Source organism: Nostoc sp. 'Peltigera membranacea cyanobiont' 213, from assembly GCF_002245975.1.
Classification (GTDB): Bacteria; Cyanobacteriota; Cyanobacteriia; order Cyanobacteriales; family Nostocaceae; genus Nostoc.
On the sequence record NZ_NOLI01000013.1, the window covers coordinates 49176 to 66492 of the forward strand.

At 40.1% G+C, this 17317-nt stretch carries 16 protein-coding genes; 8 read left to right on the forward strand and 8 right to left on the reverse strand.

What is annotated here, in order from left to right; genetic code table 11:
• Positions 1 to 85: 85 nt before the first annotated feature.
• On the reverse strand, positions 86 to 865 hold the full coding sequence (locus tag CDG77_RS06220; protein WP_094328525.1) for an FkbM family methyltransferase: 780 nt from the start codon (positions 863 to 865) through the stop codon (positions 86 to 88).
• A 757-nt stretch (positions 866 to 1622) separates the two neighbouring features.
• On the opposite strand from CDG77_RS06220, the gene CDG77_RS06225 reads away from it, so the two are divergent.
• The 3 genes from CDG77_RS06225 (at position 1623) to CDG77_RS06235 (ending at position 3636) form a co-directional block, all read left to right on the forward strand.
• Positions 1623 to 2000, forward strand: coding sequence for a hypothetical protein (locus CDG77_RS06225; protein ID WP_094328526.1), 378 nt, complete (start codon positions 1623 to 1625; stop codon positions 1998 to 2000).
• A 217-nt stretch (positions 2001 to 2217) separates the two neighbouring features.
• The gene (locus CDG77_RS06230; protein ID WP_094328527.1) at positions 2218 to 2727 is read left to right on the forward strand and encodes a hypothetical protein; all 510 of its coding nucleotides are present in this window, start codon (positions 2218 to 2220) and stop codon (positions 2725 to 2727) included.
• 129 nt (positions 2728 to 2856) lie between these two features.
• Entirely contained in the window at positions 2857 to 3636 is a 780-nt protein-coding gene (locus CDG77_RS06235) for a photosystem II S4 domain protein (protein WP_094328528.1), read from the forward strand.
• A 64-nt stretch (positions 3637 to 3700) separates the two neighbouring features.
• Here CDG77_RS06235 and CDG77_RS06240 read toward each other — a convergent pair whose 3' ends face one another.
• From CDG77_RS06240 to CDG77_RS06265, 6 genes are all read right to left on the reverse strand, one after another.
• Positions 3701 to 4477, reverse strand: a complete 777-nt coding sequence (locus CDG77_RS06240) for an SDR family NAD(P)-dependent oxidoreductase (protein WP_094328529.1) — start codon at positions 4475 to 4477, stop codon at positions 3701 to 3703.
• A 381-nt stretch (positions 4478 to 4858) separates the two neighbouring features.
• Positions 4859 to 5788, reverse strand: a complete 930-nt coding sequence (locus tag CDG77_RS06245) for a methyltransferase domain-containing protein (protein ID WP_104900422.1) — start codon at positions 5786 to 5788, stop codon at positions 4859 to 4861.
• 269 nt (positions 5789 to 6057) lie between these two features.
• Complete coding sequence (locus tag CDG77_RS06250) at positions 6058 to 6618, reverse strand: hypothetical protein (RefSeq protein WP_094328531.1); 561 nt, start codon at positions 6616 to 6618, stop codon at positions 6058 to 6060.
• A gap of 630 nt (positions 6619 to 7248) precedes the next feature.
• On the reverse strand, positions 7249 to 7854 hold the full coding sequence (locus CDG77_RS06255) for an exopolysaccharide biosynthesis protein (RefSeq protein WP_181154143.1): 606 nt from the start codon (positions 7852 to 7854) through the stop codon (positions 7249 to 7251).
• 60 nt (positions 7855 to 7914) lie between these two features.
• Positions 7915 to 8805, reverse strand: coding sequence for a lipid kinase (locus CDG77_RS06260; protein ID WP_094328533.1), 891 nt, complete (start codon positions 8803 to 8805; stop codon positions 7915 to 7917).
• Positions 8806 to 9396: 591 nt separating this feature from the next.
• Entirely contained in the window at positions 9397 to 10914 is a 1518-nt protein-coding gene (locus CDG77_RS06265) for an ABC transporter permease subunit (protein ID WP_094328561.1), read from the reverse strand.
• 78 nt (positions 10915 to 10992) lie between these two features.
• On the opposite strand from CDG77_RS06265, the gene CDG77_RS06270 reads away from it, so the two are divergent.
• Positions 10993 to 11760 carry an amino acid ABC transporter ATP-binding protein gene (locus CDG77_RS06270; protein WP_094328534.1) on the forward strand — a complete coding sequence of 256 codons (768 nt, stop codon included), beginning with the start codon at positions 10993 to 10995 and terminating at the stop codon, positions 11758 to 11760.
• 448 nt (positions 11761 to 12208) lie between these two features.
• Here CDG77_RS06270 and CDG77_RS06275 read toward each other — a convergent pair whose 3' ends face one another.
• Positions 12209 to 12838 (reverse strand): transposase, encoded by a 630-nt coding sequence (locus CDG77_RS06275; RefSeq protein ID WP_094328535.1) that lies wholly within the window; start codon positions 12836 to 12838, stop codon positions 12209 to 12211.
• 313 nt (positions 12839 to 13151) lie between these two features.
• Here CDG77_RS06275 and CDG77_RS39060 point away from each other — a divergent pair, with 313 nt between their 5' ends.
• From CDG77_RS39060 to sppA, 4 genes are all read left to right on the forward strand, one after another.
• On the forward strand, positions 13152 to 13445 hold the full coding sequence (locus tag CDG77_RS39060; RefSeq protein ID WP_442946412.1) for a hypothetical protein: 294 nt from the start codon (positions 13152 to 13154) through the stop codon (positions 13443 to 13445).
• A 115-nt stretch (positions 13446 to 13560) separates the two neighbouring features.
• Positions 13561 to 13968 (forward strand): hypothetical protein, encoded by a 408-nt coding sequence (locus CDG77_RS06280; protein ID WP_094328536.1) that lies wholly within the window; start codon positions 13561 to 13563, stop codon positions 13966 to 13968.
• 153 nt (positions 13969 to 14121) lie between these two features.
• Complete coding sequence (gene fni / locus CDG77_RS06285) at positions 14122 to 15171, forward strand: type 2 isopentenyl-diphosphate Delta-isomerase (protein ID WP_094328537.1); 1050 nt, start codon at positions 14122 to 14124, stop codon at positions 15169 to 15171.
• Between the two features lie 91 nt (positions 15172 to 15262).
• A complete protein-coding gene (sppA, locus tag CDG77_RS06290) occupies positions 15263 to 17098 on the forward strand; it encodes a signal peptide peptidase SppA (protein WP_094328538.1) in 1836 nt (611 codons plus the stop codon).
• The last annotated feature ends 219 nt before the right edge of the window (positions 17099 to 17317 follow it).

Consider the following 17317-nt stretch of genomic DNA (forward strand, 5'->3'; position numbering starts at 1 on the left):
AAGATGTGGTTTATCTAAAGTATTACTACTTTTGTACCTGAAAACGAAAAAAGCGGATGAGAGGATTACACCAACAAAATGTAGATTAGCAACTACGAACCCAAATCTCACCGTAGCCGTCTTTCGCAAGGTCTATCACATCTTCAGGAAAACGCTTTAGAAACTCATCTGGAGGCAACCATTCTTGAAATACAAATGAATGCATTTCAGCAGGTACAACATTAACCAGTATTTTTCCCAGATTGGATAGATAATCTATACAAGCACCAGTGGTATTAATTTCGCGTTCTGTTATGTGGTATTCAAATGACACTAAAGGAATGGGTTGTGTCAACCCTTTGAAAACTTCAAGCTCCCACCCTTCAACATCAATTTTGCAGTAATCTGGTGTTCCAAATTCATCAATTGCGCGATCGAGAGTTGTGATAGACACTTGAATACTGTTTTGTACAGTACCGATCCAATCCTCATAAAAACTTGCGATTCCACTTCGTTCGCGAGTGTACAATCTTGCTTCTCCAGGTTCTGCACCAACAGCCTTCTGAACGGCATGAAACTTACTGCCATAATAACTGCATCGAGCTTTCAGTTCTCTCATACATTCAGGCTGTGGTTCAAATGCCACAACTCTTGCACCTGCTAGAAGAAAAGCCTCTGCTTTGTCACCGATGTTTGCACCAATATCGAAGCAGAGACTATCAGAATTTAATAGCTTCGAGTAGAAAGAAATTTCTTGTTGAAAATAACTTGAGTAATCTTTTAACCGATCTTGATTTAACAACCGATATAGACTCCTAATTGGTCTATATAGACCAGTTGATATGGAAAAATTCTTTCCAAGAGATTTCATTGCACTAAGTTGCATGTTGTATTTACCTCAACCAGCAGTTTTAGACTCAATAATTATAAAGTAGATGCCATGAATTATGCAATAAATGCTACAGACAGTATTTTCAGTAGATCGAAACTGTTTGTAAATTGAAAAAAATAAGGTTTTTAGCCGATATTTTCAGGACAAACCTATCTAAATTACTCTCGATCGCAACCAACCAAAAAATCAGCATTCATCCTTTACTTTAGTTTCCAAGATTCAAAGCGATATCTACAACGGGTTATGGCTATACTTAAACATTTAGCAACAAGTAAGGCTTGATGAGATTGCTTTTGACTCTATCGAGAATAGACTACTATTATTGACATTATGTGGTTGCCCTGGGATTGTTTTAGGCTGACAAAGTATTGGTTTGCGATTAGTACCCGCCCAAGCTAGGCAATCGTAGGATAGTTTACCCGCATTTCTCACAAGCTTGAGGGAAGGGGCAGAGGAGCAGAGGGGCAGAGGGGGAAGAACTTGGTATTTGAACTCTCCTCTGCTCCCCTGCTCCCCTGCACAAGCACAGGCTTTGAGAGGTGTGATGAGAAATCCGGGTTTAGTTACAAGAAAGTACTCAAAAGGCAAATTTAATTGCGATTCTCAATAGTCTGTCAAAAATGCCCCTATTCAAACAAGTCTCAAAGTAAGACTTTTCTCAACAGGTCTATTGTGTTAGTCAAAATTGGACTAACATAACTGAGTGTTCGTAGTTTACCGCCGTAGGCATCGCTCGCCCCGTCAAAGACTCATGACTAAAGTAACATCTCAAGAAATTGCACAGTTTCGCTCTCAATTGGCAGACGATCCTAGCGATATGGAAGCACTGGATTTGATTGAAGACTGTGATGGAGATTTAGAAGATGCGGCAATGACGCTAGCTATCCGAGCCGGACAACAACCAGAAAGAGCAAATTCTGAGTGGTTAGATGCCTTAGCGAGAAAATGGCGTGTGGTAATTTGCGAACAAGAATATCGAGAAGATTTGCTTAATAGTTCGCTTCAAAAGATGATGGAACATCTAAAAGCAATGCCGACGTTTCCTAAGATTTTGGCAGCGCCAGTTTTAATTTATGTCCTCAAGCAAGGGGCGAACAATTTTTGTGAACCACTAGATTCGCTCAAATGATCGGCCCATGTATATTTAACTTGTGCTTAACTTGTGCGATCGCTGTTCGTGGTTTGTAGTTGAATTTAACACAGACCTAAACCCCAATCTTGCCAACAATGGAAGGGAAGCAAGAATTAAAGTCTTTCTCTACTCCTAGCCAATGCAAGATTGATTCGACCAAGACTGATACGCTGTTAATTAAGGCAAAACTTCTATTAAACAAATTGTAAAATCAATGAATTACCTTGTTGCCGTATTACCAGACCGCATTCAAGCCGAAGCTGCTTACTTAGCTTTAGAAGAAGAAGGCATAAACAGTACTATCCTGGGGAAGGGATATAAAACGGCTGACGAGTTTGGCTTAATTGACCCCAAAGACCAAGCTAAAAAGCAAGCACAACTGATGGCAACCTGGCTGATACCATTTGGCTTTTTTGCAGGTTTTACATTCAGCCTCATCACTGGTTTAAATACTTTTGCCTGGGCAGGTGAAGTTGGCAATCACATCGTTGGCGGACTGCTGGGTGCAGCTAGTGGTGCTATGGGTGGTGTCGTTGTGGGCGGCGGAGTTGGTTTACTCGTAGGTAGTGGTGATGCTTTACCCTATCGTAACCGCTTAGATGCGGGTAAATACTTAGTAACCGTTCAAGGCTCTGAAACTCTCACTCGGCAAGCAACCCGAATATTGCGTCAGTTCGATCCAGAAAATATCCAAGGTTATGCTGACCCCAATACTGTGTATTGAATGAACTGCTAAAGTGGGAATTAAAGTTAAAATCAAGATAGTTTTCAAGAAGGAAATGAGACATTGACAAATGACAAATGACAAATGACAAATGACAAATGACAAATGACAAATTCATAATTTTTAAGAATGTTGCCACGAGAAGAACTTTTAAAAGGTGTTGAAAATCGAGATAGTGTAGCTCGTGTAATTGACCAAGCAGAACAAGCCATCAAAACTTGGGAAGTGATTTTGACAGATTTTGTATCTCCCCCAGAGTTGGCGGAAATTCAACGGGTATTTAACCGATTAACAGAAGTGCAATTGGCGGCGTGGGGCGGATATCCACAAGCTGAACGCCAAAGAATAGCGATCGCTCGTTCGGAACTTCCCCTAGATCGATCTCAAGTCAGCCTTGTTGCTGTGGAAATTGCTGGTAATTTCCTGTTTGATACCGCCTCTCACCGCGACTTTTTAGGCGCAATGTTGGGAACGGGAATTGTTCGTGAAAAGACGGGAGACATTATTGTTTTAGGAGAACGAGGGGCACAGGCGATTGTCGCGCCAGAGTTGGTGGAATTTTTAGAAATGAGTCTGAAACAGGTGCGATCGGTTCCTGTGAAAACTCAACAGATTGAAGTAACTGAGTTAAAGGTTCGGGAACCCAAGAAAAAAGAACTAACCACTGTAGAGGCTTCTTTACGATTAGATGCGATCGCATCTGCTGGTTTTGGGATGTCGCGCAGTAAAATGGTTGATTTCATTGATGCCGGTGATGTCCGCGTCAATTGGAAGGAAGTTACTCAAGCTAGTTCTCAATTAAAATCAGGCGACTTAATCGCCATTCGCTCTAAAGGACGTTTAGAAGTTGGGGAAATCGCCGTCACTAAAAAAGACCGTTACCGAGTTCAATTGACAAGGTATATGTAATAAGTTAGGAGTTAAGAGTGAGGGTTTATTTAACCTCTTTAACCTCAAACTCCTAACTATATACTTAAGCTTTAAAATGTTTTGCTAACATATTCAAAAGAAGTTTGCGCGGTACAAGCCGAGATAATTTGCTTCTCATTTGAGTCGTAGTATCAGAACTAATAACAGTTGGATAGCCTTTTTCCAAAGCTTCTAAAGATTCCCAAACCACTTTTTCGGAAGAATAACCTTTCTCTGTAGTACTTGCCAGCGCTGGAGGAAAATTAGCTTCTGTAAAAAAGTTTGTTTCTATTGGCCCTGGACAAGTTACTAGAATACGGACACCATATTGACGATTTTCTGCCCATAGTGCCTCACTAAAGCTGAGAATAAAAGCTTTAGTAGCAGCATAAACAGAAAGGTATGGTATCGGTTGAAATGCGGTAATAGAGGATACGTTAATAATACTTCCAGACCGACGTTGCCGCATCAATGGGAGAAATTTATGCGTTAAATCTACCAATGCTAAAACATTTAATTGTACGATTTTAATTTGTCTTTCTCCATCACTTTCAGCAAAGTCGCCATAGTAACCCAAACCAGCATTGTTGATTAATAAGTCAATGGTTAATCCCTTTGCTTTTGTGGCCTCAAATACAGCACAAGCTGCATTAGGTTCTGTGAGGTCTTTGAGTATAACGTCTACTTGAATTTTGTGTTCTTCTTGTAGCTCTTTAGCTAATTGGCTTAGTTTCTCTTCAGAACGAGCAACAAGTACAAGATTGGTCTTGCGTGCAGCTAGTTCTTGGGCAAAAGCTTTACCAATACCACTAGAAGCACCAGTAATTAAAGCAGTTGGCATTCTACATATTCAGATAGTTTTTAAGCACCTTATAAATCTTAGCTATGCTGGCTATAAGTTTTAACTACCCAAAGTGGTATACTCAAAAGAGTAAAAATAGTATTTAGAGGACATTTGAAAAGTCTTATTTTTGGGATCAAAAGTTTTATATCCCTCTAAATCCACACCACTTGCTTCTCCTGTTCGGAGACGCTATGCAAAACACTTGGTGGATGCCAAAACACTAAAAAAGGAGGACTTTGATTCCGGTTCCTCCATTTTTTAGAGGGTTTGGGGAGACATAAATGTACCTAAAGTCTCAGTGAAACTCTTTTTAAACAACATCTTAATACTGAAGTTTGAGCCGAGAAAGCCTGCACTCAAAACTTATCCTTTCCTTCCTCAAGACTTGACTTTCGGAAGCGATATTAATTCTCCAACCACACCGATATGAGAAATTCTTAAATCTTCTTCATCTGTATATTGAATAGAGGAATCAATTTTTTCTGGGAAGTCTCCGTCTTGGCGCGACCACTCAAATACAAATTTATAATTTAAGTGTTTGAGGTTAGAAAATATCTGCTTCCATTGGCTGCGTCGAATTCGATTTCCCCACCTTGATTGTAATTCTCTTGAGTAGGCTTCCTGTTGATAAATAAAGAAATCAAATGGTCTTTCTTCTCTATTTCTGTGATCCACTAAATCAATGAGATGAAACATAAAGCCATCTTCAGAGAGGCTACTTGCAAGATTTTTTAAAAGTGGCACAACATCATCAACTGGCACATGCTCTAACACAGATTTAGAGAATATGAAATCTATTCTTTCTTGAGTAGGCATTTTTTGAGACAAATCAATTGGAGCAATGTATTCTATACCCAAGTCTTTCAAGGCTTCTACAGATAAATTTTTTAATGAGAGCAGTTTTTTTAAACGTAAGTCAAGAATGTGACGATCTTCAAATGTAGATAGACTATCCAAGATACTCCAATCTACAGACTGAGATACAGCTTTGAAAATATTTTCGGGTTGCAATAACGGATAAATATCTGTTGCATAAACCTGTTTTGCTCCAAGAAGATAAAATACTAATGAATGAGTCAGCAACCATCCACTTCCAATTTCAAGGCAAATCTTATCACGCAATACATATTTCTCTTTACCAGACTGAAGCAGATAGATAGCAACTTCGTTGGCACAAATATCAAGCCTTTTACCTCTGACTGCTAGCTTGCTTGAATGCATTCTATTATATAAAACTTGATATAGATCGGACGATCTAATAATTGATTTGGTTCGTTCATCAAGGAGATTTTTTACTATATTTTTCATTTTGCACACCTCTCTTACTTAATTTCTCGTGAATTGAACATAACATAACACTATTAACTGTAGCAGTAAGATGGATTTGTGGATAACAAAAGCATCTAACCGTTGTTGCTTATTATACAGTTATGCACCTTTGCTGATAGGTGACAAAAACCTTTCATCTGATAACTGAGGATTGAGCGGAAACTCAGCTTGGTATTAGCATCAGATGTAGCAATGTATAAAAATAATAATTTTTATGATGACAATTTCAAATACATTTGAATTGTTAATTACCATTTTTCAGACCAATAGATAATTTCTGATGTTGAACTATTAATAGCAACACCATAACTATCTCCATGATTCCACTTGAAACCAGGTCTACCTTTGTCGTCTGCATTTAATACTAATATTTCATAACTGGCTGGAAAAGATTCTGTATGAGAGTCACTGGTGTAGAAGAAAGTTGTCGGTACACCGTTAGGCTGGTTTATGTGGTCGTTTGTATTACCACCCCTATAGTTGTGCTTTGCACTACTTCTGTATTGTGATAGTAATTTTGCTATCTTGTTTGGTGATTCTTTCAGCCTAATTTGAAAAAAACTACTTCCTTGCAAAATTTCGGGAGAGTAAGCAATGCGAACACCTTTGGTATCAGTGGGAATCTCATTAGGAAAATGCTTTACTCGCTCGTTATCAGACCATAATAATTGATTACGAATTTCTTTGTAACGTGATGTATCAGTTATTATTTTAGGTTCGCTAGTACTGCTAAAAGTTGTTCTTAGAAAAAAGCTTCCCCCGACAATACAAAGACTAGCTAGGGCTAATAAAAATTGCGATCGCTTCATTAAGTTGGGTTCGTTTAACTTTCATATTCATATACCCAACTAATAAACTAAATTAGTACTATTGCGGAGATGCGATCGCAGATATTAACAGAAACTTTGCGTATTCCGGGTAAATTTGGGGTTATTGTAAAATTACCGTGAAGCTGGTAAATGATTACCTAGTCAAAAACCGTAGGTTATCCTCATTGAGGCTAGTACTAGCAGTGTAGCTAAAGAAATGAATTCCACAGCCATCTATTTTTTTCAATTCTTCCTGATAAAGCAATAACTAAGGCGGATATATAAATAGTAGATGCACCTTAATTAAATCATAGCCCTCAGCTTTTAGTTGGGGGCTTTTTTTTATTGTTGATATCTGTAATTGGGAAATAAAAGAAAATTGGATACGAGTTAAATTTGCCCGGATATAGTAATCAATAAAGCGGATTAATAAATAGTAGATGCACCTTAATTAAATCATAGCCCTCAACTTTTAGTTGAAGGCTTTTTTATTGCTGATACCCATAATTTAGGAAAAAAAATCGGATGTAAGTTAAATTTGCCCGGATATAGCAATCAATAAAACGGATTAATAAATGGTAGATGCACCCTAATAAATTACAGCCCTCAGCTTTAAGCTAAGGGCTTTTATTATTTAAATATAGATGGCAGCAAACTGGGAGCTAACCATACTGCATAACCAAGAAATCCAAACAGCAGGGTAATCAGGACAGTGATGCCGTAGCTGATGCAAATTAATAAACCGTCAGATTCGATGGTGGCAACAGTTAAAAGTAAAATACCGATAGTGGGGATGGGATTTGTAAACGGAATTGGTAATATTAATAATACTGTCAACAAGGAGATACAAAACCCATTAATTCGCCAAATCAAAGGATTATTAGCTATTTTTGGCAATCGAGGACGGGTAATTTTCTGTAAAACTTTGGTAAGGTGTCCCAAGTTTTGCAAAAGTAACTGGGCGAAGGGACGAGGAAATTTGTAGTTAGCGATTCTTTTCGGTAGCCAAGGCGATCGCCTTCCTAAAACCATTTGTGCTGACAGTAGTAAACAAGCACCACCAAAAGGGCCAGTTAATCCCGGTGGCATAGGAAATAAAAAGGGCAAAACTAATAATGTAATTACCAAGCTGAACCCTCGTTCTGAGGTTTCTGCCAGAACATCACCTAGAGTAAGCGGTTGTTCAGCTAGGCGTTGCAACAGGGACTTTATATCTTGAGAAAATCTCAGATGCATTTGGGGTGAGTTGATGCAAGTTCCCACATTTTTAGCAGAGGAAGATGGGGAGAATAACCCCTAACTCTTAACTCCTGATTTCTGGGGTACTAAAACAGCTATAGCTTTAGATATAACCCGAAAATGAGCCGGTGTGTAAGTAGTGATTTCACCATCTGTATTAATAGGACGCTGTTTGCGAGTATATACTTTTATTTCTTGACCTTGAAGAGAACGTACACTCTCCCAATGTATATGTCGCCCTTCTCGCATCGCCGGGAGTAATAGTATAATCTGCCACCAGTGTTTAATCTCCAAGCTATAGAGGTCTAACCTTTGGTCATCTATTGTGGCATCGTCAGCCACAGCCATACCACCGCCATAATAACGGCCGTTACCCACAGCAATTTGTACTGTTTTCACGCTAACTGATTCACCATTGATCGCAATCTCCGCAGTAAAAGGTCTAGCTTCCCAAAGGACTTGCAATGCAGTGGCAGCATAAGCAAATACTCCCCAACGGCGTTTAACTTCTTTGGTAAGTCGTTGGGTAATTTTGACACTCAATCCCAGACTAGCAACGTTAAAAAAGTGCTTGTCGTTTACCCAACCCAAGTCGATGCGACGTAAATTTCCATCTGCAATAATTTTGCAAGCTTCACCGAGGGAATTCGGGATTTCCAAAGTCCTTGCTAGATCGTTAGCAGTTCCCAGAGGCAAGATTCCCAAAGGTAACTGAGTCTCAACTAAAGCATCTACTGCGGCATTGAGAGTACCATCTCCTCCACCAATGATTACTAGGTCAACTTGATGCTGATAGCGCAATATAACTTCACCAAGATGTTTTGGGTCTTCTGTAGACTCTTCAATTAAATCAAAGCCGAGTGTCTTCAGATATTCAATCGCTTCCGACAGACCCTTTTGCCCTTGGCGGGCATGACGATTTACTAACAACAGTGCGCGGGAACTCATAGATAGTACCTTTTATTGTCGATCTGTCCAATTATCTGCATCCATGTATTCTGCCTAAAGTTGACTAGAAAAACTTCTTTAAACTGTTTTGATAGTTATCAAAAGTGACTTTTGCAAATGCTTATTATATTGCATCTAATAATTTTTAGTTTCTATTTTATCTAGTTTATCTCTATTAGCCCTCTGTGTGTTGATACTCAGTAAATATGCTTTTTAGTCATTTAAGAAATGAATTTAGGTATTTTTCTTTGTCATAGACAAATTTTCGGAGTATTCTGACACTCCGAAAATCATACCAAAAAATGAGATATTTTTTATTGCCACAGATACATATTTGGATATTTAATTTGTATTAATACTATTAATCTAGGGATAATATTGGACTTCTGAAAAAATATAGTAATCAGATTTTATTCCTGTTCGCGTAGCGTGGCGTAGCCATAATTATCTGGGTAAGCTAGGAAACAGGGAACAGAAAATAAGGGTATAAATGTGTACTGAATATTGTTCAAAAATCAAATAAGAGTCTTATATAAGGACATGTGTACATGTATCTTGCCTTTGTCCATCGAAAAAATCACTGATAAATTATTAGGTATCGTACTTTCTTCGCCGTTTAACTGGATTCATCCACACTTCCAAAAGACTAAATGCCTGTGAAAAAAGTAACGTCAAGCATAAATAAACCACCGCTACACCTGCGTAAATTTCAAAAGCGCGATAGTTATCAGCAACAATTAACTGTCCTTTCCGTAGTAATTCTTCCAACCCAATTACAGAAACTAAGCTAGTATCTTTCAATAAACTGATAAAGTCATTACCCAAAGGTGGAATCATCCGCCGGAAAGCTTGGGGAAAAATGATATAAATCATTGTTTGTACAGAACTCAAACCTAATGATTGTGCTGCTTCGGCTTGTCCTGTTTCAATCGATTGAATGCCTGCACGCACAACTTCGGCGGTGTAGGCGGCGTTATTTAAGCTTAAGGCAATTACTCCAGCAGTGAGGCGATCGAAGGTAAATGTAAAACCAAGTTCTTGCGAAATTGCTGGAAAACCAAAGTAAATCATAAAAATTTGCACCAATAAAGGTGTTCCCCGAAAAAAATCTACATAGGCCCTCGCTATCCAACGCACAGGTGCGATTCGAGAAAGGCGGACAATACCAATTAGGGAACCTCCAATTAAACCAAACACTACAGAAAGTATCGTTAATTGTAACGTTACTAATGCTCCCTGTAATAAAGTCGGAAAAGCCTGCAAAATCACACTAATTGAGCTAAATATTTTAGGTGCGCCAGTACTACTCTGATTCTCAAATGGCGATTTTGCTGGTAGTGATGGCGGTTCAGCTTTAAACCATTTCTGGTAAATTTGGGAATAAGTGCCATTTTTCAAAACTCGATCCAAACCATCATTTATTAATGCCAAGTTCGGCGAATTTTTAGCCGTAGCAATGCCATAAAACTCCTCTGTCAGCAATTGCTGTACTATTTTTATCCCCTGAAGATTGCCCGTATTAATAGCATATAAAGTCACTGGTGCATCATTGATTACCGCATCCACATTACCATTGGTCAATTCTTGCAGGGCTAAAGGTGCTGAATCAAAACTGCGAATTTGCACTCCGGGAATACTCTTAGCCTTTGCAGCCCCTGTTGTACCAACTTGGACGGCAATTTTTTTATTTTTGAGACTGTCAAAGCCAGTAATATTTTGATTATCTGCACGGATTGCGATCGCTAACCCAGCTTTAAAATAAGGACGGGAAAAAGAAATCGTCTTCGCCCTCTCCTGGGTAATCGTGATCGAACTAATGGCCGCATCTACCGTTTTGGCTCCCAAAGCCGGGATAATGCCATCAAAAGGCAGACTTTGAAAATCTACTTTAAAGTTAGCTGCAACTGCGATCGCATTCATCAGATCAATCGAAAAACCTTGCAACTCACCACCTTGTTTTTGAAACTCAAAAGGTGGAAACGCCGGTTCTGTAGCAACCCGCAGAGTTTTTCCCGCACTAGAGTTCACAGCACAGCCAGTCAATAACAAACAGCTAAAACCAACAACCACACACCAGCGCAACCAACGCCCAAAACCAAATTTAGCCATATTATTTTCTCTTCCCTCTGCGCCTCTGCGGTTTGTTAAAAAGCTTACAATCAACTGTAGAGCAGCTTGACACAAGTAATGAACAATACCATCCCCGCCATTATTTTTGACAATATCGAAAAAAACTTTGGTTCCCTAAAAGTCCTTAAAGGAATCACAGGCGAAATCAATCGGGGAGAAGTCGTTGCAGTTATCGGTTCCTCCGGCTGTGGTAAAAGTACGCTATTACGCTGCTTTAATGGACTAGAAACCATCGACAATGGGCGTTTAATAATCAACGGGATCAACTTATCTAAGCCCACAGTCAACTATAGCCAACTGCGGCAACTACGAACACAAGTAGGTATGGTTTTCCAGCAGTTCAATCTGTTTCCTCATCTTAGCGTTCTAGAAAATATGACACTTGCACCGCGTAAAGTCTTGGGTAAAACACCAAAGGAAAGCGCCCAATTAGCAAGATTATATTTAGAAAAAGTTGGCTTACATGACAAAGCATCTGCTTATCCAGAACAACTTTCTGGCGGACAAAAGCAACGAGTAGCGATCGCCCGTAGCTTATGTATGAATCCCCAAATCATGCTATTTGACGAACCCACCAGCGCCTTAGATCCCGAACTCGTCGGCGAAGTTTTGCAAGTGATGCAACAATTGGCATCAGAAGGGATGACAATGGTGGTTGTCACCCATGAAATGCAATTTGCAAAAGAAGTAGCCCATCAGGTGATATTTTTAGACAAAGGTATTGTGACAGAAAAGGGTTCAGCTTATGAGGTACTGACCAATCCCCAAAGCGATCGCCTACGTATTTTTCTCAGTCGCCTTCAAATAATTCATAGTGATAAATAATAGAAATTCTATTCCAGGTTGACAGCATAACTAGTAGTCTGTCAATAAATAATTGATGGATAAATTTCCTGTAGAGACGGCGATTTATCGCGTCTCTCTAACCGTCAAAATGAATTTGACAGCATAACTAGGGCGATCGCATTTCCTGGATTTGGATAAATTTACAAAACGGACAAAACGGAAAAATACAAGACGCGATGAATCGCGTCTCTACAAGGGGGGATATTCAACGGGGTGGGGTTACTGGCTTATTTAATCCGATGTTGNACTAGTAGTCTGTCAATAAATAATTGATGGATAAATTTCCTGTAGAGACGGCGATTTATCGCGTCTCTCTAACCGTCAAAATGAATTTGACAGCATAACTAGGGCGATCGCATTTCCTGGATTTGGATAAATTTACAAAACGGACAAAACGGAAAAATACAAGACGCGATGAATCGCGTCTCTACAAGGGGTGATGGGGTGGTTGTTCGCGATCGCTCTCCCAATTGATTGGGTTATTGATAATATATTGTCTAATTTGATCGAGGGCGAATTCATTACGAATGATGTTGTCATGAAACCTTTCTTGCCATCCAAAACCTTGATATATTTGATTAATTTCAAATGTACATCGTCCTTTGTACCATCTAATAATTTTAGAAAGAGAATTTTTAGACAACATCGGATTAAATAAGCCAGTAACCCCACCCCGTTGAATATCCCCCCTTGTAGAGACGCGATTCATCGCGTCTTCTTCCTGTGTTCGTGGATTAATCGCGTCTTTTTGTATTTGATTAATAACCAAAATCCCATGAATATGATTAGGCATGACGCAAAATGAATCTATCTGGCAATTAGAAAAATGATTAGGAATCTCGTACCACAATTTATGAGCAATTTCTCCAATTGGCGATCGCTGCATTTCATCCTGCACAACCTCACCAAAAAAGCATTTCTTCCCGTCGGTGCAAATAGTCACGAAATATCCAGCGTTCCTAGCATAACTCCATGCTGGCAAACGTGTTGAATCAATTCGATATTTACCTTTGTATTTAGGTTTGTTGTTTTCTGGTTGAGGCTCGTAATGATTCATGATTACATCTTTGATTGATACAAAAATTTATGCAATTATTGCTTTGCATTGATGTAATTGCCAACCCAAAAAACTCGGAATTATTCGCGCTATGTAAATGACAGGAAGGAAGAAGACGCAATGAATCAGGAGGAAGACGCAATGAATCGCGTCTCTACAAGATGTATGGTCTATTTGTTACGTTCTTTTTTAAAATTGGTATAAATATGGCGTTTCTCGATTGCATGCAATCTGGTTCGGATCGGGTTTTTTGATAAAAATTATAATAGATGACAAAAACGCCTTGTAGAGACGGCGATTTATCGCGTCTCTCTTGTTTGTCCACAACACAAGTCCATTCGTTGAGAACACAAGCCCATTTGTTCAGAACACAAGCCCATTCGTCCAGAACACAAGCCCATTCGTCCAGAACACAAGCCCATTCGTCCAGAACACAAGTCCATTCGTTGAGAACACAAGTCCATTCGTTGAGAACACAAGTCCATTCGTTAAGAACACAAGTCCATTCGTTAAGAACACAAGTCCATTCGTTGAGAACACAAGTCCATTCGTTCACAACACAAGTCTATTCTCAACCATTTGTTGTTTAGTGTCGTGTAATTACTGAGTCAATAGTCCAATCTTATTAAAAAAAATACCTTTTTTTGCAAGTTTTACTGAACCACTACATTGTCCCATTGAGACACTCTAGAAAGATAAGGTTTAGTAAAAAGTATCCATTGATGCCACGCAAAAAAAGAAGCTCTCCCGTGCTAGAAAAAACCGAACAGAGAGTAATCGGATTTAAATCAATTGATTCCAGCCTTGACTTTGGTGATTCCATCAGCTTAAACCATTTAACCGAGTTAACCGGGCAACTCCGCAACCAGATAGACGAGTATAATATGATGCTAACCGCCCTTGACTCGGCAAAAGCAGAAATAGAAACCCTGGAAAAGACCATTCGGGAAACTTCAGAACGCTTAGTCAGTGGTGTGGTGTTAAAGTATGGCAAAGACAGTCGGGAATACGAAATGACAGGCGGAGTCCGCAAAAGCGATCGCATTCGTAAAGCCACTATCACCCGGTTAAAATCCACCGCAGACTCAAAAGCGGCTTCTACACAGACAGCCGTAACAAGCAACAAGTAGGCATCATTACACCATAAATGATGCCCATTGCTTTGCGATCGCGCTTGTCTCTTTGTTGGTTTATTCCTCAATCAACTCATTTGTTATAAAAAGATGATTGCAGACAATGTAACAATAGCGATCGCAACCAAATCCTTTTAGCTATACCCACCAGTGAACGCCCCTAACAATATCTCTGCACAAACTCAAAATCGCAAAGCCGATCATATTCGGATCTGTTTAGAAGAAGATGTTCAGTCGCATCAAATCACCAATGGACTAGAACGTTATCGTTTTACCCATTCTTGCTTACCCGAAATCAACCATGACGATATTGATATCAGTACAGCTTTCTTGGGAAAACACCTTGACGCACCCTTGTTAATTTCTTCTATGACTGGCGGAACAGAACAAGCCGCAACCATTAATCGACGCTTGGCCCAAGTCGCGCAACATTACAAAATTGCAATGGGTGTTGGTTCCCAACGGGTAGCGGTGGAAAAACCCCAGGTGGCTGATACTTTTGCTGTCCGCAAGTATGCACCCGATGTTCTGCTATTTGCGAATTTGGGGGCTGTGCAACTTAACTATAAGTACGGCTTAGATGAATGTCTGCGAGTAGTTGATATTCTAGAGGCTGATGCCCTGATTTTACACATTAATCCTCTACAAGAGTGCATTCAACCCAAAGGTGACACTAATTTTCGGGGTTTGCTTGACAAGATATCTGATTTATGCGCTAAACTGCCAGTGCCAGTAATTGCGAAAGAAGTTGGTAACGGCATTTCAGCAGCGATCGCCAGCAAACTGATAGCCGCCGGAGTAGCAGCAATTGATGTCGCTGGTGCGGGGGGAACTTCTTGGGCAAAGGTGGAAAGCGAACGGGCCGAAAATCCCTTGCAGCGTCGCTTAGGGAGAACTTTTGCTGATTGGGGTTTACCGACAGCAGAGTGCATTACAACTATTAGAGCGATCGCTCCAAATGTGCCTTTAATTGCTTCAGGAGGTTTGCGTCATGGATTGGATGTTGCAGTTGCGATCGCCTTGGGAGCAGATATAGCTGGTTTAGCAATGCCTTTTTTGCAAGCAGCAGCAACATCAGAGACAGCAGTAGCGGAACTCGCTGAAGTATTAATTGCCGAAATCACCACAGTCTTATTCTGCACTGGTAACGCCAGCTTGTATCAGTTAAAGCACTCTGGCAGTTTACAGCGCATAGAATAAATTAGGTAGGTCATTTGTCGTTTGTCATTTGTCATTTGTCAATACCCCAATCCCCAGTCCCCAATCTCCAATCCCCAATTCCCAATAACTAATGCGTAATTTTATCAAACAAACTTTTGCTAGCTTAGTTGGCACCTTATTAGGACTAATTATTTTCGGTGGTCTAGGAACTGCTGGACTATTCTTGCTAATATTGGCTGCTACCTCTTCTAAAGATACTGGGCCAAATGTGAAAGATAAGTCAGTGTTGGTTTTTGACTTATCGATGAAAATTACTGATAGCGAACCTAGTTCTGGCGAACTGTTTCAAAACACAATATCAGGTGTAGATGATGAAAGGATATCACTCCGCAAAGTTGTGGAAACTTTAGAAAAAGCGCGACGCGATCCGCGAATTGTCGGGATCTATCTAGATTCAACTAGCACAAGCCAAGCGAGTAATATCGGTTATGCTTCCCTTAAAGAAATTCGGAAGGCGCTGGAAGAGTTTCGCGCTTCTGGGAAAAAGATTGTAGCTTATGGCAGTGATTGGAGTAAAAAGGAATATTACCTTAGTTCAGTGGCAGATTCCATTGTCCTTAATCCTTTGGGATTGATGGAAGTCAATGGTTTGAGTTCACAGCCAATGTTCTTAGCGGGTGCATTACAAAAGTATGGCATTGGCGTTCAAGTTGTGCGAGTGGGTAAATTTAAAGGTGCTGTGGAACCGTTTATCCTGAAAAAATTGAGTCCAGAAAACCGCGAACAAACTCAGAAATTGTTAGATGATGTTTGGGGAGAGTGGCGCACTACTGTGGGTGCAAGTCGGAAAATTGAACCTAACCAGTTGCAAGCGATCGCAGATAGTCAGGCGATACTGGAAGCCGCCCAAGCTAAAACCAACGGTTTAGTCGATCGAATAGCATACCCTGATGAAGTGGTAACAGACCTCAAAAAATTGACAGCTAGCGATAAAGACGACAAAACATTCCGACAAATTAGTTTCAATAGCTACGCAGAAGTTTCTGGTAAATCTTTAGGTGTAGAACGTAACTCCAAAAATCACATTGCCGTTGTTTATGCTGAGGGCGAGATTGTTGATGGTAAAGGTGATGATGGGCAAGTAGGAGGCGATCGCTTTGCCAAAATCTTCAGCAAACTCCGACAAGACAAGGATGTAAAGGCTGTTGTATTACGGATTAATAGTCCTGGTGGTAGCGCTACCGCAGCCGAAGTTATGCAGCGAGAAGTGAAATTAACCCGTGAAGTAAAACCGGTTGTAGTGTCAATGGGCGATGTCGCTGCCTCTGGTGGTTACTGGATTGCTAGCGACTCTAATCGCATTTTTGCCGAACCAAATACCATTACAGGCTCAATAGGTGTGTTTGGGTTGCTATTTAATGGTGAAAAGCTGGCCAATAATAACGGCATCACCTGGGATTCGGTGAAAACTGGAACCTATGCTGATAGTCAAACAGTTTCGCGCCCGAAATCAACCCAAGAGTTAGCACTTTATCAGCGCAGTGTTAACCGCATTTATAATATGTTTCTAAATAAAGTTTCTCAAGGTCGCAAACTCCCAGAACAAAAAGTAGCAGAAATTGCCCAAGGAAGGGTTTGGTCTGGTGTAGCGGCGAAGGAAATTGGTTTGGTAGATGAAATTGGCGGTTTGAATAGTGCGATCGCGTATGCTGTCAAAGAGGCAAAACTAGGAGAAGACTGGGAAGTGGAAGAATATCCTCGCACTAACGGTTTCGGAGAACGCTTTTTTGGGCGTGCAACTGAAGAAGCGCGGACTGCTTTAGGGATTGAGGTGGCGCAACTCAAACCATCTAACCCCCTCACCAATGAACTCCAGAAATTCCAACAAGAAGTAGAAATTTTGCAAAAAATGAACGATCCAAAGGGGGTTTATGCCCGTTTGCCTTTCAACTTGAAGATTGAGTAGATGCTTTTTTAGGCGTTGCTCAATTCAGATGTGAAAATGATTTTGCGTGATTTCAGAATCCTTGTAGAGACGCGAAATGTTGCGTCTCTTCTCTTCGCATCAGTCTAAAAGGATGTTTTAAAAGTCTTATTGTAGGTATCAAAACGTTCTAGTAGTCTGTCAAATTCATTTTGACGGTTAGAGAGACGCGATAAATCGCCGTCTCTACAGGAAATTTAT

Bases quoted from the DNA above. Each gene is read 5' to 3' on its own strand.
- CDG77_RS06230 (WP_094328527.1), top strand. From the start codon at position 2,218: ATGAATTACCTTGTTGCCGTATTACCAGACCGCATTCAAGCCGAAGCT.
- sppA (WP_094328538.1), top strand. From the start codon at position 15,263: ATGCGTAATTTTATCAAACAAACTTTTGCTAGCTTAGTTGGCACCTTA.
- CDG77_RS06245 (WP_104900422.1), bottom strand. From the start codon at position 5,788: ATGAAAAATATAGTAAAAAATCTCCTTGATGAACGAACCAAATCAATT.
- CDG77_RS06225 (WP_094328526.1), top strand. From the start codon at position 1,623: ATGACTAAAGTAACATCTCAAGAAATTGCACAGTTTCGCTCTCAATTG.
- CDG77_RS06250 (WP_094328531.1), bottom strand. From the start codon at position 6,618: ATGAAGCGATCGCAATTTTTATTAGCCCTAGCTAGTCTTTGTATTGTC.
- CDG77_RS06265 (WP_094328561.1), bottom strand. From the start codon at position 10,914: ATGGCTAAATTTGGTTTTGGGCGTTGGTTGCGCTGGTGTGTGGTTGTT.
- CDG77_RS06255 (WP_181154143.1), bottom strand. From the start codon at position 7,854: ATGCATCTGAGATTTTCTCAAGATATAAAGTCCCTGTTGCAACGCCTA.
- CDG77_RS06240 (WP_094328529.1), bottom strand. From the start codon at position 4,477: ATGCCAACTGCTTTAATTACTGGTGCTTCTAGTGGTATTGGTAAAGCT.
- CDG77_RS06275 (WP_094328535.1), bottom strand. From the start codon at position 12,838: ATGAATCATTACGAGCCTCAACCAGAAAACAACAAACCTAAATACAAA.
- CDG77_RS06270 (WP_094328534.1), top strand. From the start codon at position 10,993: ATGAACAATACCATCCCCGCCATTATTTTTGACAATATCGAAAAAAAC.
- CDG77_RS06220 (WP_094328525.1), bottom strand. From the start codon at position 865: ATGCAACTTAGTGCAATGAAATCTCTTGGAAAGAATTTTTCCATATCA.
- CDG77_RS06260 (WP_094328533.1), bottom strand. From the start codon at position 8,805: ATGAGTTCCCGCGCACTGTTGTTAGTAAATCGTCATGCCCGCCAAGGG.
- CDG77_RS06280 (WP_094328536.1), top strand. From the start codon at position 13,561: ATGCCACGCAAAAAAAGAAGCTCTCCCGTGCTAGAAAAAACCGAACAG.
- CDG77_RS06235 (WP_094328528.1), top strand. From the start codon at position 2,857: ATGTTGCCACGAGAAGAACTTTTAAAAGGTGTTGAAAATCGAGATAGT.